At 45.2% G+C, this 14634-nt stretch carries 12 protein-coding genes; 4 read left to right on the plus strand and 8 right to left on the minus strand.

The genetic code is table 11. The annotated features are described in order from the left end of the window. Nucleotides 1–4 precede the first annotated feature (4 nt). A complete protein-coding gene (locus AC6I7V_RS17910) occupies nucleotides 5–391 on the plus strand; it encodes a DUF1294 domain-containing protein (protein ID WP_498011782.1) in 387 nt (128 codons plus the stop codon). Between the two features lie 28 nt (nucleotides 392–419). On the opposite strand, the gene AC6I7V_RS17915 is transcribed toward AC6I7V_RS17910, so the two are convergent. Beyond that, on the minus strand, nucleotides 420–1004 hold the full coding sequence (locus AC6I7V_RS17915; protein ID WP_032550544.1) for a LysE family translocator: 585 nt from the start codon (nucleotides 1002–1004) through the stop codon (nucleotides 420–422). A 128-nt stretch (nucleotides 1005–1132) separates the two neighbouring features. Here AC6I7V_RS17915 and AC6I7V_RS17920 point away from each other — a divergent pair, with 128 nt between their 5' ends. From AC6I7V_RS17920 to AC6I7V_RS17930, 3 genes are all read left to right on the plus strand, one after another. Then, complete coding sequence (locus AC6I7V_RS17920; RefSeq protein WP_261883396.1) at nucleotides 1133–1573, plus strand: Lrp/AsnC family transcriptional regulator; 441 nt, start codon at nucleotides 1133–1135, stop codon at nucleotides 1571–1573. A 27-nt stretch (nucleotides 1574–1600) separates the two neighbouring features. Then, nucleotides 1601–2533 carry a LysR family transcriptional regulator gene (locus AC6I7V_RS17925; RefSeq protein WP_498011783.1) on the plus strand — a complete coding sequence of 311 codons (933 nt, stop codon included), beginning with the start codon at nucleotides 1601–1603 and terminating at the stop codon, nucleotides 2531–2533. A gap of 558 nt (nucleotides 2534–3091) precedes the next feature. Further along, nucleotides 3092–4276, plus strand: a complete 1185-nt coding sequence (locus tag AC6I7V_RS17930) for a tetratricopeptide repeat protein (protein ID WP_498012368.1) — start codon at nucleotides 3092–3094, stop codon at nucleotides 4274–4276. A gap of 177 nt (nucleotides 4277–4453) precedes the next feature. On the opposite strand, the gene AC6I7V_RS17935 is transcribed toward AC6I7V_RS17930, so the two are convergent. The 7 genes from AC6I7V_RS17935 to malT form a co-directional block, all read right to left on the minus strand. Further along, nucleotides 4454–5889, minus strand: a protein-coding gene (locus AC6I7V_RS17935) for an IS1182 family transposase (RefSeq protein WP_498011467.1) whose coding sequence is annotated in 2 segments (ribosomal slippage) — nucleotides 4454–4716 and nucleotides 4716–5889 — 1437 coding nt in all. Because the reading frame shifts where the segments join, the coding sequence is not laid out codon by codon here. Between the two features lie 121 nt (nucleotides 5890–6010). Beyond that, entirely contained in the window at nucleotides 6011–7231 is a 1221-nt protein-coding gene (sstT, locus tag AC6I7V_RS17940) for a serine/threonine transporter SstT (protein WP_032550540.1), read from the minus strand. Nucleotides 7232–7614: 383 nt separating this feature from the next. Then, on the minus strand, nucleotides 7615–8682 hold the full coding sequence (gene rsgA / locus AC6I7V_RS17945) for a ribosome small subunit-dependent GTPase A (RefSeq protein WP_498011784.1): 1068 nt from the start codon (nucleotides 8680–8682) through the stop codon (nucleotides 7615–7617). Between the two features lie 482 nt (nucleotides 8683–9164). Next, nucleotides 9165–9755, minus strand: coding sequence for an SCO family protein (locus AC6I7V_RS17950; protein WP_498011785.1), 591 nt, complete (start codon nucleotides 9753–9755; stop codon nucleotides 9165–9167). Next, complete coding sequence (locus tag AC6I7V_RS17955) at nucleotides 9752–10189, minus strand: hypothetical protein (RefSeq protein WP_498011786.1); 438 nt, start codon at nucleotides 10187–10189, stop codon at nucleotides 9752–9754. The genes AC6I7V_RS17950 and AC6I7V_RS17955 overlap by 4 nt, the downstream gene beginning before the upstream one ends. Nucleotides 10190–10403: 214 nt before the next feature. Further along, entirely contained in the window at nucleotides 10404–11327 is a 924-nt protein-coding gene (locus tag AC6I7V_RS17960) for a polyprenyl-phosphate transporter (RefSeq protein ID WP_498011787.1), read from the minus strand. Nucleotides 11328–11871: 544 nt separating this feature from the next. Beyond that, the gene (gene malT / locus AC6I7V_RS17965) at nucleotides 11872–14580 is read right to left on the minus strand and encodes an HTH-type transcriptional regulator MalT (RefSeq protein ID WP_255232160.1); all 2709 of its coding nucleotides are present in this window, start codon (nucleotides 14578–14580) and stop codon (nucleotides 11872–11874) included. Nucleotides 14581–14634: the final 54 nt, after the last annotated feature.

Here is a 14634-nt window from a genome sequence, read left to right on the forward strand (position 1 = left end):
AACCTTGTCGTCATCATTAAAAATTGTGTTTACCTATCTCTTTATCGTGAGTCTTTCGATCGTGTTTTATTCAAGCTCAAAGCTGATGCTAGGAGGATATATGTTGATGGGCCTGCTGACTTATATTATTTACGCAAAAGATAAGCGAGCGGCAATAAAAGGTGAGTGGCGTGTCCCAGAGAATACGCTCCATCTGCTTGCGTTGTGTGGGGGTTGGTTAGGTGCGTTGATAGCCCAGCAGCAGTTTCGACATAAGACTCAAAAACAACCCTTTAAAACGCTGTTTTTCATCTGCTGTGGTCTGAATATTCTAGGGTTTGTGTGGACATTAACGCCTCATGGACAGTCGATATTGACTCTGCCTCAAGAGGCGCTCTCTAGCTGGTTGTAGATTCAGTAAGAAGTGAATCAGCAAACACTTAAATCATTGGTACGGTCGACACTAACAACAACAATGCCATTGCGTAGTTAAAGCCTTTGATACGCAGTGGCGTGGTCAGCCAGTGTTGCAGTTGCTTTCCTGCTGCCGTCCAAAAGGTGACTGATGGCAGGTTAGCAAGGGTAAAGATAGCGGCGATGATCGCGAGCTCAACCCAAGAGCTACCAGTGCTATATACAGAAATTGCCGTCAATGCCATTGACCATCCTTTCGGGTTAACCCACTGAAAGCTTGCAGCGGCTAGAAACGACATCGGTTTGTAGCTCTCTTTCTCTTCTGCTTTGCCGCTGGTGGCAATCTTAATCGCTAGATAAACCAAATACGCCAAGCTCAGGTACTTCAACACTTGATGAATAATAGGGAAGCTGTGGAACAAACCCATCAATCCAAAACCGACCAATAGCAGCATAATGGCGAAGCCAAGTGCGATACCCAACATGTGTGGAATGGTCTTGGTGAAGCCTACATTGGCACCTGAAGTCATCAACATGATGTTGTTTGGGCCCGGTGTGAAGGTCGAGACAAACGCAAATAACGCGAGTGCGGTAAGTTGTTCAAAAGGCATGGCGTTGTTCCTAAATAGTGAAAATTACAGTTGTGTCTGACCGGTCACTATTCATACTAAGTGGAAACTTGGGCAATTATGTGCTTTTATTCGAGTTAAATTCATTAATTGCACAATTAAATTCACCTATGGATAGATTTGACGAAAGGATATTGCTTGAGCTGAAAGCAGACGGCAGAGTCTCCAATATTGAGCTCTCGGAGCGCATCGGTTTATCTCCGTCTGCGACCTTGCGTCGCGTTCAGGAACTAGAGAGACAAGGCATCATTCAGGGCTATCGAGCTATACTCGATAACACCTTAATGGGGGTTGGTTTTGTCGCGTATGTATCGATTGGCTTATCAAGCCATAGCAAAGCTGCACAGCAAGAGTTTGAAGACCATGTAAGCTTGGAAAAAGAGGTCGTTGAGTGCCATAACATTACAGGGGCGAACGAATACCTTTTGCGAGTGGAGACTCAAGATTTATCCAGTTATAAAAAGTTTCATGCCGATGTGCTGGGTGAGTGCGCTCAAGTACAGTCTATTACAACCATGGTAGTGATGGATACGCCCAAAGACGAACGTTAATCGAATCTATTCTCTAGAGAGAGTCATGTGTTAAATACTAATCAACTATTGCTATTTCTCGATGTGGTCCAGCAAGGATCTTTTACCAAAGCGGCGGCGCTTCATGACATGGATAATTCGTCTCTGTCTAAGCAAATTAAACGTTTGGAAGTTGACCTTGGTGTACAGCTACTCAACCGATCTACACGATCGTTTTCACTGACTTCTGCGGGTGAAGAGATTCTAGCGCAAGCCCGTGTTCTGCAAGACACCTTAAATCAGATTCAAGGGATTGCCGATTCGTATCAGTCTGAACCCAAAGGTGTGCTTCGGATCACTTCACCAATCTATTTTGGACAGCAGTATTTGCAACCGATCGTCACTCAATTTATGCGTCGCTATCCCGATGTTCAGATCGTACTCTCTCTGGACGATAAGATTGCCAATATCATTGCGGGAAAAATCGATATCGCTTTTCGTTTCAGTAAGTTGATTGAGTCGAACCTTATTGCCAAAAAAATAGCAGATAGCCACTTTATGTTGGTGGCATCGCACGATTTTATCGCTGAGCATGGCGAGCCCCAAACGCCACAGGATCTGTTGTCGCTACCTGCGATTATCTATACCAACGGTGATATGACGCTCGATCAATTGCGTATTAGTGAGCAGCCGAATGGCGATACCTACCAAGTATTGTCACTGCAAGGCAACTATAAGGTGAGTGATGTACGTACCATTGTCTCGGGTGTCAGTGATGGCTTGGGTTATGGTTTAATGGATCAGTCCAATCTGCACGCACCAATGAAAGACCTTGGGCTCGTTCAATTGCTGCCCGACTACCGCATTTCAACCGAAGAGACTGCTATCTATGCCGTGTACCCCCATCGCAAGCAGACAAAGTTGGTAAAAGAGTTCATTAGCTGTGTTCAAGATTACATTGGGTCACCGACTATCTGGGAAAGAATGCAGGGTGAAAAGTAGTAAGATTGATAAAACAGTGAGTTTGGGCGGTTTGAGGCATGGGTTTCAAGCCGCTTTTTTGTATTTGGTGTTTGCCGAGGAATTTTGGTGCCCCCGATTTACAATGTAAAACTGAGCAAAAAAGTGGCGTATAAATGAGGTGACCAGAGGGATTTTAGCTACCACTTGGTTACAGTGTAACTATTTTGGGTACAGGTTATCCCTACAACTAGCCTAGCCTTGCTGCTAAACGAAACGATAGCACAGTAACAGTTTCGTGATGTTGAGTAGGGAAATATGCCGAGAGTGAGTATGATGGTTAACAAGATTAAAGGGCGAGATGACTGTTTCTGCAGTGGTACCAAGTGAAGAGCTTGGGTTGGAAGCAGTATCACATCACCCACTAGCATTTCATTCTGAACAAGTCGGTTTAGCTTCTTATGGCACAAGAATCCTGAGATACTAAACTCATGATGGCTATAGATTCTTTCTTTTGCCTACTAATCTCCATTTATCGACTAGTATCGATACAACAATAATACTAGTTGAACAAAAAACAGTTGGGACGTTATGAGCACAATGGGCATCGCTATCGGTGCAACTGCACTTTCTCTGATCTTAGTCGTCGTTTGGCTGCTCTCTTTATCTCTGAGAAAGCAACGATTGGAGCAGGAGCGTAAGGCTAGGGAGGTCGCTTATCGAAAGGCGATTGAGAAGGCACGCCTTCAAGAGAAAAAAGATCGTCTTTTTAAAGCCGAGACCGGCCACATACCTTCAATCTTGTATCTCGCCAAAGAAGCCGAACGGAATAATATTAAAGAGGCGCTCTATTGGTATGAGAAAGCGGCCCAGCAAGATAATGTCAATGGCATGTATGGCATCGTGCGATTGAGTATGAAACGTAAAGAAGACTTGATCTTAAAAGAGCAGGCTAACTTTTGGCAGTTAGCGATTGCTGCGCTGGATAACGATTCCGATGCTAAGTTCAATATGGGGCAAGCGTTGATACATGGTCGAGGCACTACTAAGAACATACCGAAAGGTTATGCGTTGATTGAAGAAGCAGCCACCAGTGGGCACACCGAAGCGATGTTGTTTATGGGTGATTGGTGCCTAGACAAAGATAATTCAGATTACTCCCCAGAAAACGCTGTAGATTGGTTTAGAATGGCGGCAGATAAACACGACCTCAATGGTAAGATTAAGCTTGGCCTGAGTTATCTGAATGGTTTAGGTGTTGAAAAAAATCATGGTCTCGGCTGTTATTGGTTAGAGTGCGCTGCGGAAAAAAACAATACTGAAGCCATGTACCATGCCGGTGAAGCTTGGATTGATCAGGGGGAGCACGGCAACGCTATCGCCTACATCTGGTTGTTTTTATCGGCTCATTTTGGGTATGAACCTGCAAAAGCGTTGCGTGATAAAGTTGGGGGGAACCTTGGCGTTGATTCGATCGTCGGATTACAGGCATTGACCAAGCCTATTATGACCAAACTTTCTCAAGAATCCGTAACGAAACACTCCGTTATTAAGGCGCTCAATAAACTTTATAAACGTAAAGTGCCAGTGCCTAAAAAAACAGAAGAGGGGATCGATGTTTTGCCGGAAGAGATAGCAGAAGACACAGCGTTGGAGCAGCAGCCAGTAAAAGACGTGGGTGACTACACACATGTGCCGTTTGATCCATCACCTAACAAGCCAAATAATGGTGCTGCTAGTCTCGATTTTAGTCAGTCGACCGTTCAGCCTAGTTGGAAAAGTTAGCTCAAAAACAATCATTGAATTTCAAACATGAATCGATAAATACTGTGGTGTAGGAATTGAAGTAAACAAAAAGGGGGCAGCCAATGGCTGCCCCCTCAGATTGCTGACGAACCCCACTTTTTGAAGTGGGGTTCTCTTTTTCGAGCGGCCGTAGGCCGCGATCGCGATATTTTTTTATTATGCGAAGTTTGGAAGAGCCCAACACTTAAATTGGCATCTAGACGCCATAATTTGACGTATTTGGGACATATTTAGCCCTATTTTTTGTAAATAGCTCACCACCAAGGCTATCTTCTTGATGTTTTGAGCGGCAGCTGCCAACCAACATTGCATTTGCACTTTCGAGAGCCCGCGGAAGCGGGCATAACGGTGACCATGGTGCTGCTTAGCGTCGGCGAAGCTCCGCTCTACCGTCTCACTTCTTCGCCTATACGTCTTTTTCCATAAGGTGAGAGCCGCATTTGGTTGGCTCTATCCATCGCGTCCGTATAGATGTGTATTGTAATGACTTTCTTCATATTTTTACTTTGCGTACAGTCATCTCTCATTGGACAGAACGCACACTCTTTCGGGTCGGAGTGATACTCACGATACGCATCTCTAGACGTTGTTTTATAGATGAGCTCTTGACCGTTAGGGCAGCGGTAACTGTCTCGCTCTTCATTGTAGATGAAGTGCTTTTTCTTGAACGCATTCTTTGTTCTCGATGGTCTGCGATAACCGAACACGCCCAAGATATTTCGACGCTCTAATGACTCAGCGACTGGCGCAGTGAAGTAGCCCGCGTCGAGTCCAACGGCGATTGGATTAAGGTTAAATTGCTCTAGGGTATAGTCCAGACGCTTCACATAAGGTTGAGAGTCATTGATATTACCTGCTGTGACATGGGTATCTAAGATAATGCCATGCTGTCCATCCACTGTACGGTGGTCGAGATAGAAGAAGCCTTGGGGCTTATTATCTCGAGTCATGAAGCCACTTTCCGGGTCGGTAGTACTCGTTTTGGTGTTCTTAGTTTTAGGCTCAGCGGTACGTGACTTTAGAGGTTTCTTACCCTCTTTCTCTCGGTCTAGCGCGACATCTTCATCGAGCATATCAAGATAAGCACTGGCGCGAACCTTAGTCACTTTGTTCGTGTGCTTATTTTTGTTGGCATTGGCTTTTAGGTGCGTGCTGTCAGTAAATAGTTCTTGGCCTGCGACCAAACCTTTCGCCATTGCCTGCTCTACGATATTGATAAAGATACGCTCAAACACATCGGTACCATTAAAGCGGCGAATACGGTTTTGGCTGAGTGTCGATGCATGGATAACTTTCTCTGTCAGTGACATACGCAGGAACCATCGATAAGCGACATTGACTTCAATCTCTTTCACGAGTTGTCGCTCGCTTTTTATTCCGAAGAGGTAACCAAGCAGGATGATTTTAAACAGGCGTACAGGGTCAACAGGTGGGCGACCGTTGTCTTTACAGTAGAGGTGAGCGACTTCATTACGGATAAACTCGAAGTCGATGGCTTTATCTATCTTACGAACTAAATGGTTCTGAGGAACGAGCTGTTCCATGGTGACCATTTCGAGTTCATATTGTTGAGGTGAAGGCTCTTGAAGCATAGTGAGATATCCATATTTCGATACCCCTATTAGATCAAAGGTCTAGCTTGAAAGCTAGACCTTTGTCAGCAGTCTGAGGGGGCAGCCAATGGCTGCCCCCTTTTGCAATCTTAATGTGAGATTAAGCGTCAGACTTTTGCTGTTCAGCCTTACATACAGCGGCAGTGAATACCACGTCTGTAGAGCTGTTCAATGCTGTCTCAGCTGAATCTTGAATTACACCGATAATGAAGCCTACCGCGACAACTTGCATTGCTACGTCGTTCGAGATACCGAATAGACCACACGCCAGTGGGATAAGCAGTAGAGAGCCGCCTGCAACGCCAGAAGCACCACATGCAGATACAGCAGCAACCAAGCTTAGAAGGATTGCAGTGAAGATATCGATTTGAATACCCATAGTGTGCACTGCAGCAAGTGTTAGTACAGTAATCGTGATTGCCGCGCCAGCCATGTTGATGGTTGCACCTAGTGGGATAGATACAGAGTAGGTATCTTCGTCTAGATTAAGCTTCTTACATAGGTTCATGTTTACAGGGATGTTTGCTGCACTTGAACGAGTGAAGAATGCTGTTACACCTGACTCACGTAGACACTGAAGAACCAGCGGGTAAGGGTTCTGCTTAGTCTTAACAAATACGATGATCGGGTTGATAACCAGTGCGATGATCAGCATAGAGCTTAGCAGCACAGCAAGAAGTTGGCCGTAGCTTGCTAGCGCTTCGAAGCCGGTAGTTGCAAACGTTGCAGATACTAGACCGAAAATACCGAAAGGTGCTAGACGAATAATGAAGCGAACAATGTGTGAAACACTGTGGCTTAGGTCTTCGAATACCGCTTTGGTTGTCGCTGAAGCGTGGTGCAGAGCAAGACCTAGACCGATTGCCCATGCCAGGATACCGATGTAGTTTGCGTTCATCAGTGCATTTACTGGGTTATCAACCAGTTTGAATAGCAGAGTTTGTAGAACCTCTGTGATGCCCTGTGGAGGGTTTGCGCCTTCAGCACCTGCAACCAGAGTTAAAGTGGTTGGGAACATAAAGCTCAGAACTACCGCTGTTAGTGCAGCCGAGAAAGTACCAATCAGGTAAAGCACAATGATTGGACGCATATGGGTATGCTGACCTTTCTTTTGGTTGGCGATAGAAGCAGCAACAAGAATGAATACTAAAATTGGAGCTACAGCTTTTAACGCACCTACGAACAGACTACCAAGCAGACCTGCATCTTGAGCCGCCGAAGGCGAGAACATGGCTAGAACGACACCGAATACAATACCAGCAAGGATCTGAAGAACAAGATTTCCACGAGCGATGCGGGCGAACATGTTGTGATTTTGCATAAATTACCTGCAATTGTTAACTTATTATAGTGATATTTCTTTTATAAAATTGAACCATTTTGAACTATACACTAGTCGAATGGGCGCTCATATTAGCTTGATTAATCTCAGTGTCTAGGATTAGTTTCATTTTAGTGTAATTGTTTGCGCTGTGTAGGTGTTTTGGCTTTAATTGTTAAATTTATGTATGACATATAAGATATAAATCTTTACAAATATGCATGCTCAGTTGATGTGTCTGTGATTGGATCTGGCAAGAAATGGTTATGCAAACTATGTATTCAGAATTGATATCTAAAATATAAAAATGCTGCCGAGTAATCACTCATCGGCAGCATATATGGCTTTATCTTAGTTCGCTATTTGATGACTAAGTATGCATATTAATCATCAAACTGTTTTCGATGACGGCTTTCGCTCTGAACATTGCGATACATCTTAGTCAACTGCTTAAAGTTTGCGCGTTGCTGGGCTAGCGTTGCGCTGTTTCTCGCTTGTTCACGGAGCAGTTTCTGGTAGTTCTTAAACCGACGTTCAGTAATCTCGCCACTTTCTAGTGCACGTTGAATCGCACAGCCAGGCTCAGATTGATGTTGGCAATCTGAGAAGCGACAACGCATGGAAAGTTCTTCAATGTCGGCAAAGGTTTCACTGACACCTTCAGCACAGTCAGAAAGTTGCAGCTCTCGCATTCCTGGAGTATCGATCAACAAACCACCGTCTTTCAGCAAATGAAGTGAACGTGATGTGGTTGTGTGTCGACCTTTGCTGTCGTCTTCACGAATCCCACCCGTCGCTTGAGCTTGCTCGGCCATCAGAGAGTTGACGATTGTCGACTTACCGACTCCCGATGAGCCCATCAAAGCGACAGTCGCACCAGATGTGCACCATGGTGCGAGTACCTGAACTGACTCTAAATCAAGTCCGTTGACGGTTTCAATCATGAGCAACGGATCTAGAGTCTGAACTTGGCTGACTTTGGTCTCCCAGTCGTCACATAAGTCTTTTTTGGTTAAGACGATGACAGGCTCTACTTTCGCTTCATTAGCCAGTGCTAAGTAACGCTCAATACGGCTTAGATTGAAATCGTGGTTCAAGGATACGACGATGAACACGGTCGTAATGTTGGCCGAGATCAGTTGTTCTGCGACTCGAGTACCTGAAGCCTTTCGGCTGAAAAGTGACTGGCGATCCAATAATCGCTCAAATTGTTGGTTGGGTTTGAGTATCACCCAGTCACCCACTGTCATAGCGGGCAGGGCATGGTGAATCGCGAGATGGATTTCTCCTTTCTCAGATGCAAGTGTATAACCGCTCCGGTGATGTGCGATTATCCGAGCTGCGAAGTTTTCTTGCTCGTAATCTTCAAGTGTTAGCTGTTGTTGAAAAATAGGTTTCCATCCAAGTTGCGAGATTGAAACTGGATCGGAAAATGCGTTTTTAGAATTCATTGCTATACCTCGACATACAACTCGCGACTTTGGCGCTATTGCGATGTCAAAAAATGAGAATATGGGTCGAATTCAATAGATAGGACCCCGGGTTTTGTGCTTGTCTGCAGCGCAAACCGGGTAAAAGAAGGCGGTAATAGATTTTTCAGCTTAGTGTGAGTGATGTTTACACAATGCTTTATAACAAGTTACAGATACATGAAGTAACTTATTGGTCGTAAGGGAAAGTAAGTGGTTGTTGCCTTACGAGTAGTACGCTTCTTTTACTACGGGCGCTAATAGGTTCATTACAATCATGGACGTTCTCCTTGGTGAGTTATTGACAGTAGTAATATAACTCGATGTCATACCACTCGATCTCAAATTGCTTGACGACTCTAACAAAAAACCATGACAACGAGAAGCTGTCATGGTTTTAATTGCGCGAAATTGACCTGAAACTTTCACTTAATCGTGAGAGCGGTCCAAGTTCTTCATTCTATTCATAGCTTTTTAATCGCATCAACAATCGGTGCTGGCGTAAGCGTATGTGGGACCTTAGTAATCAAGGTGCCATCAGGCTTTAAAAAGTAGAAATATGAGCTGTGGTCGAGTGTGTATTCAAGCTCTGAGCCTTCTAACTCTGACTTACGGAAGATCACACCGTAGTTATGAGCCAACGCTGTTGTGGTATCAAGAGGGCCGCTTAATCCTTCCATATTCGGGTGGAAGTATTGTGCGTATTCATAAGATGCTTCTGCAGCATCACGTTCTGGGTCTAGAGAGATAAACATCGGGCGAACGCTCGCAACCTCTTCTTCAGAAAGCTGATTGAGCGCTCCAGCTAACATGGCAAGTGACGTGGGGCAAACGTCGGGGCAGCGTGTGAAGCCAAAGTACACAATACGCACTCGAGTATCATTTTCGTCGAAGATCTCTACCGGTTGGTTATCTTTACCAAATAGGGTAGTTGCCGAGATCTGTTGCTCTTTCTCTAGTTGCATCTGAGTTTTACTCTGTTCATCAAGGTAGGTTTTGATCCCGAATCCGAGTACGAATGCAACGACTAATGCGAGTGACCAGTTTTTACTCATCTTTCCATCCTTATTGCAGGGTGTACCGTATTGTTACCGTCGGTTAACTCACCGAGCCATGTCATCTTGTCCATGGTACACACAGGTAAAATCACGTCACCTTGGAAGGTGTTCCCTTCGGTGCGCTTTAATTGAAATCTCGCCGTACCCATCTCCATCTCTAAACCACTGAGTGACAACTGAAGTTGGTCTGAACTGGTGCCATCCCAAGTGACGGTTAGAGTAGCAGGCACCAGAGGCTGAGCGGTGTCGCGCTCAAACACCATGGTGACCGAGTCTTGAGCGCACTCTTGCGTACTCAACATGCAGTAGTGGCTGATGTTTTGCTCTTTTTGAGAATCTAGAGCGTGATTTATGTGCTCAAGTAGTTGTGGGCCAAAGAAGCCGGCAAGCAGCGCTGCGCTTACCATCGCAACCTTAAGTGCTGGGTGCATAGGGGCTCTCATCATTCCTTATATTGAGGGGCGATGGTATCACAAAGCTCATTACGTGCTTGTATCAAAAAACAATTTTGTGCGTAGGGTAGAAGCTTTGTTGTGGTGATTAAGCGGGATATTGATCAATGGGTTCGTTGGATAAATCGGATATAAAAAAGCGAAGCTGCTTGCTTCGCTTTGGGTGCTTATCTACTGATTACTATCTACTGCTCTATTGATGACCGTTTCGCTCTGCGAATTTCTCTAGACCAAGCACTAATAGAATCGCTGCCACCATCATGACTATCGCTAGAATCAGTTGTGATGGTTGAGATGTAATGGATTCAAATTCAAATGGAGAAAGGTTCTCTTGAATCAACGGCACTTGCTCACCCTTAGAGTTCGTGCGCCAGCTGATGGTCTCTTTCCAAGGCCAGATTTTTGGTAAGGTGCCAACCATTAAGCCTGTTAGGAATACTAATGTTATATCTCGGAATGAGCGCAGTAGCCAAGAAAGCACGTGAGAGAAGCTTAACAGACCGATTACACAGCCAGAAAGAAACAGCAGTAGGATGTCAATTTGGAATCCCTTTACAGCAGCAAGTACAGGTGTATACATGCCGATGAGGAGTAAAATGAAACTCCCCGATATACCAGGAAGGATCATCGCACAGATTGCTATCGCCCCCGCAAGCATCACATTAATACTGGTCGGTTCCATATGCAGTGGTTTAAGAACCGTGATGCTATAAGCAAAAGCAATGCCGAGTAACAGAAATAGACCACGTATTGCATCGCGCTTTTGAACTTGCTTGAGTATATGGAAGACCGATACCAATATTAGACCGAAGAAGAAAGACCATAACGGCACAGGATGCGCGACCAATAACCAAGAGATCAGTTTTGCTAAGGTTGCGATGCTAGTGAATACGCCACCAAATAGAGCAATTAAGAAAAAGCCATTAATGTGGTCGAATGCTGCTTTGAAGCCTTCACGTTTCCAGATGCCTAAAACACCGGGATTGATTCGACGAATGCTTTCTAGCAGCGTGTCATAAATGCCAGTAATAAAAGCAATCGTGCCACCCGACACGCCAGGCACAACATCGGCTGCACCCATCGCCATGCCTTTAAAAAAAGTACTTAAGTAGTTCATTTGTCTCTAAGAGTTAATAATGGTTTGGAGCAGTATACAAACTTTGGTGTAAAAAAAGTATGAATATGCATTCAGGGGAGATCACTTTAATTTTTTGTTCACAGAATCTGGATAGGCTGTCTCATTAAATTCATGTCAGGAAGCAGATTTATCAACCTGACGCTGCATTTCAGTTTGATTTATCTTTTGTTGAAGTGAAATTGATTTCTTATTTATATTGCGTTTTGTTTGCATAATGCAATTGCGTTTTGCAATTTTAGTGTTGTTTAGGGAGGTTTTTTGCGATGTTCTCCCCAAAAAGCTGCACTTTTAAAGTTGGCACGCATCCTGCTTTAATTAGATTGACCCTTCTTAAGCCGAGGGTCACCTAGCCAACTGACGTTGTTAGTGAACCTAATTATTGTTCACACATATATAGAGCCAATCGCCAATATTGCGGTTGGCTATTTTTTTGTCTGCAAGTTGGTGTCTTCTGTTTTATAAGCAAAAAAAAGCCAGCCACCATTAGCGACTAGCTGTTTTTTTTCTCGAATCTCGAATCTCTTTAGTATCCCATTAACTGCAATAAGTTCTCAGCGGTACTGATCGCTTCTTTACGGTTGGCGATATTCAGCTTTTGATACAAGTTACGAATGTGGGTCTTGATGGTTGTCCCTGCCACATCCAGCTCTTGTGCGATCTGTTCGTTACTAAAGCCTGAGTAGATTAGCCCCAGTACCTGCCATTCGCGTTGCGTGAGTGGGCTAGTACGCACAAGCTCAGGAATATTGGGGTGGTTGACCAAGTTCTCGACAAAGTCTTCATCGAAGTGCACAGAGCGGCTGCGCTGGGTGGTTGAGATGTCCTTCATGATCTGTTGCGCACGGTGGCGTTCTAGATCGCCTAGGCCAGGTTTATTACTCAGCTTATCAAGAATGTGTCCAATCGTTGAACCATCAACAAGGAAGTTGCCGACCATACCGGTTTGGTTGGTCATGTGTAGCGCTTCTTCAAGTAGAATGCGCGCACTCTCTTCATCGTTGGTTTTGATTCGCAGTACCGCTTCAACAATCAAGTTGCGGTTGGTGTCTGTCACGAGATTCGAGCGTTTTGCCTCACTCTTCAAAAATAGCAGGGCTTCTTCAGCTTCTTCAAACTGCTCCAACATGATGTGTGCGCGTACGATGTTACGCCACTGGAGCTGGCAGAAGTGGTTACTCGCTGACTCAGGGCGAACTGCTACGTTCAACCAATCTTGAATCGAATCTTTATCTCCTTTCACTTGCCAGAACAGTAGAAGTGAAAGAGAGGCGTTCGCTGTCCAATCTACATGATAAGTGGATTGGCGCAGAAGGTGCTGAATCTGGTCGATAAATTTGGCCGCTTTATCAATTTCACCACGGCTCAGTGCAATGCGAGCTAGCATAGAGTAGCTGTGCAGGTGCTTGCTTGGCGAGTGGTGACCGAGAATATCTAATCCTTTGTAGCAGCACTCCTCCGCTTCGTCTAAGCGGTTCCAACACCAACAGATCTGAGCACGCACGCGCAACAGGAATTCATGAAGTGGTACGTATTGTAGTTGATGTTCTTCGATAAGCTTAAAGGCACTGTCTTGAAGTTCGAAAGCCGCTTGAACGTACCCCTGTGCTATCAGGATTTCGCTCTGTTGCAAAATCGCCCACAGTGCTTGATGGTATACCTGATATTGGCGTGCCAATTTCTCGGTTTGTTGCATCATAGGCAATGCGCGGCTTAAGTTGCCCATTACATGGTTAACTTCACCTACAACCGAAGTGGCAACGATACGGCTGCGGTAGACGGTAGTATTGAGTTGGCTTAGTGCCAATTCTGCTAGCTCGAGTGCCTTTTCAGGTTCGTTGCTGTTAATGGCAACTTGGGCTCGGAGTGCGTTGTACTGACCTTGCTGCTGGGTATCAAGCTCAATATTACGGGCCTGATATTGAGACTCTGCCTCTTCTAACAGTGTGCCTACTTGGTCATAGCGGTGTTGGCTCTGCGCTAACCAAGCACGCAGCATCGACAGTTTTGGGTCACTGTAAAGCTGATCTGGCGTTAGCTGTTTGATCGCCATCTCTAATGAAGAGAGTTCCCCTTGGTTAAACATCTGCCAGCCGTGAGTACCTAAGATCTGGACAATTAACTCAGCATTGTTGGCTCTTTGCGCATGGCGAAGAGCTTGGTGAGGCGTGTTCTGTTTTAGCCACGCTTGGGCGGCTGCATTGTGCAGTTCTGCTTCTTGCTGAGGGATGCGCGCTTGACGTTCGTGAGCTAAAAACTCAGCGAATAGGTTGTGGAAACGGTACCAGTTTTTCTCACCCTCTAATGGGTAGATAAACAGTCCAAACCGGTTGAGAGACTCAATCATTCCTAGTGCGTCTTCACGTTGAGTGAGTGCACACACCAACTCATCATTAAAGTGATCTAACACAGAGCACTGCATTAAGAAGTGACGAGTCTCTTTGTCCAGTAAATCAAAGACTTCTTCTACTAAGTAATCCCAGAGGTGGGCGTGATTAAAGTGAGAAACCGATTCTGCCGATTGAGCAAGTGTACGCTTTTGATGCTGTGCTTGTAGAGCTATCAACTGCAGTGCGGAAGGCCAACCTTCTACATAGGCACAGATGCTGCCCGCAGTGATGTCATCAACGCCGTCTGTAACGCGTTGATTAAAGAAGCGAGTAGTTTCTTCCGTATCAAATGCCAACGAATCGTTACCTAGTTCTATCATCAGGTCACGTACGCGTAAGTTTGCTGTGCCAAGTGGTGGTGTCCCGCGACTCGTGACAACAAGCGTTAAGTTGTCTGGCATATGTTTCAAGAAGAAACGCATCGCTTCATGCACATCGTCATTGTTAACAAGGTGGTAATCGTCGAGTACAAGGAAGCACTCATGATGAAAGTTCGCCATTTCAGCGAACACTTCACTCAATAGGGAGTGCAGTGATGAGAACTGACGTTTTTCCGCTAATTTTTGCGCGTTAGGGCAGGCGTTTTGCGTCGCTTTATTGAGAGATTGCAGCAGATAGTTGATGAAACGGAAAGCGTCATTGTCGCTATCGTCAATGCTGTACCACCCTACGTTAGGTTTATCCACCAACCATTGAGCGGCCATCGTCGTTTTTCCGTAGCCTGCAGGGGAGCGGAATAATACAAGCTTATAGCAGTCGGCATTTTGCAGCAGATCTAATACGCGTGGTCTTAAGATTGCGTTGTGTAATCGCCCCGGGCGAGTCAGTTTAGACGGGATCCACATGTCGAAGGTTACCTATTCCGTAGCTCTTATCTCTATAGGGAGAGTCGATTGTGT

The sequence above is a fragment of the Vibrio sp. KUL70 genome, assembly GCF_059725515.1.

Excerpts from the sequence above, each read along its gene's own strand:
- sstT (WP_032550540.1), bottom strand. The coding sequence starts at position 7,231 with ATGCAAAATCACAACATGTTCGCCCGCATCGCTCGTGGAAATCTTGTT.
- AC6I7V_RS17955 (WP_498011786.1), bottom strand. The coding sequence starts at position 10,189 with ATGCACCCAGCACTTAAGGTTGCGATGGTAAGCGCAGCGCTGCTTGCC.
- AC6I7V_RS17920 (WP_261883396.1), top strand. The coding sequence starts at position 1,133 with ATGGATAGATTTGACGAAAGGATATTGCTTGAGCTGAAAGCAGACGGC.
- malT (WP_255232160.1), bottom strand. The coding sequence starts at position 14,580 with ATGTGGATCCCGTCTAAACTGACTCGCCCGGGGCGATTACACAACGCA.
- AC6I7V_RS17915 (WP_032550544.1), bottom strand. The coding sequence starts at position 1,004 with ATGCCTTTTGAACAACTTACCGCACTCGCGTTATTTGCGTTTGTCTCG.
- rsgA (WP_498011784.1), bottom strand. The coding sequence starts at position 8,682 with ATGAATTCTAAAAACGCATTTTCCGATCCAGTTTCAATCTCGCAACTT.
- AC6I7V_RS17930 (WP_498012368.1), top strand. The coding sequence starts at position 3,092 with ATGGGCATCGCTATCGGTGCAACTGCACTTTCTCTGATCTTAGTCGTC.
- AC6I7V_RS17950 (WP_498011785.1), bottom strand. The coding sequence starts at position 9,755 with ATGAGTAAAAACTGGTCACTCGCATTAGTCGTTGCATTCGTACTCGGA.
- AC6I7V_RS17960 (WP_498011787.1), bottom strand. The coding sequence starts at position 11,327 with ATGAACTACTTAAGTACTTTTTTTAAAGGCATGGCGATGGGTGCAGCC.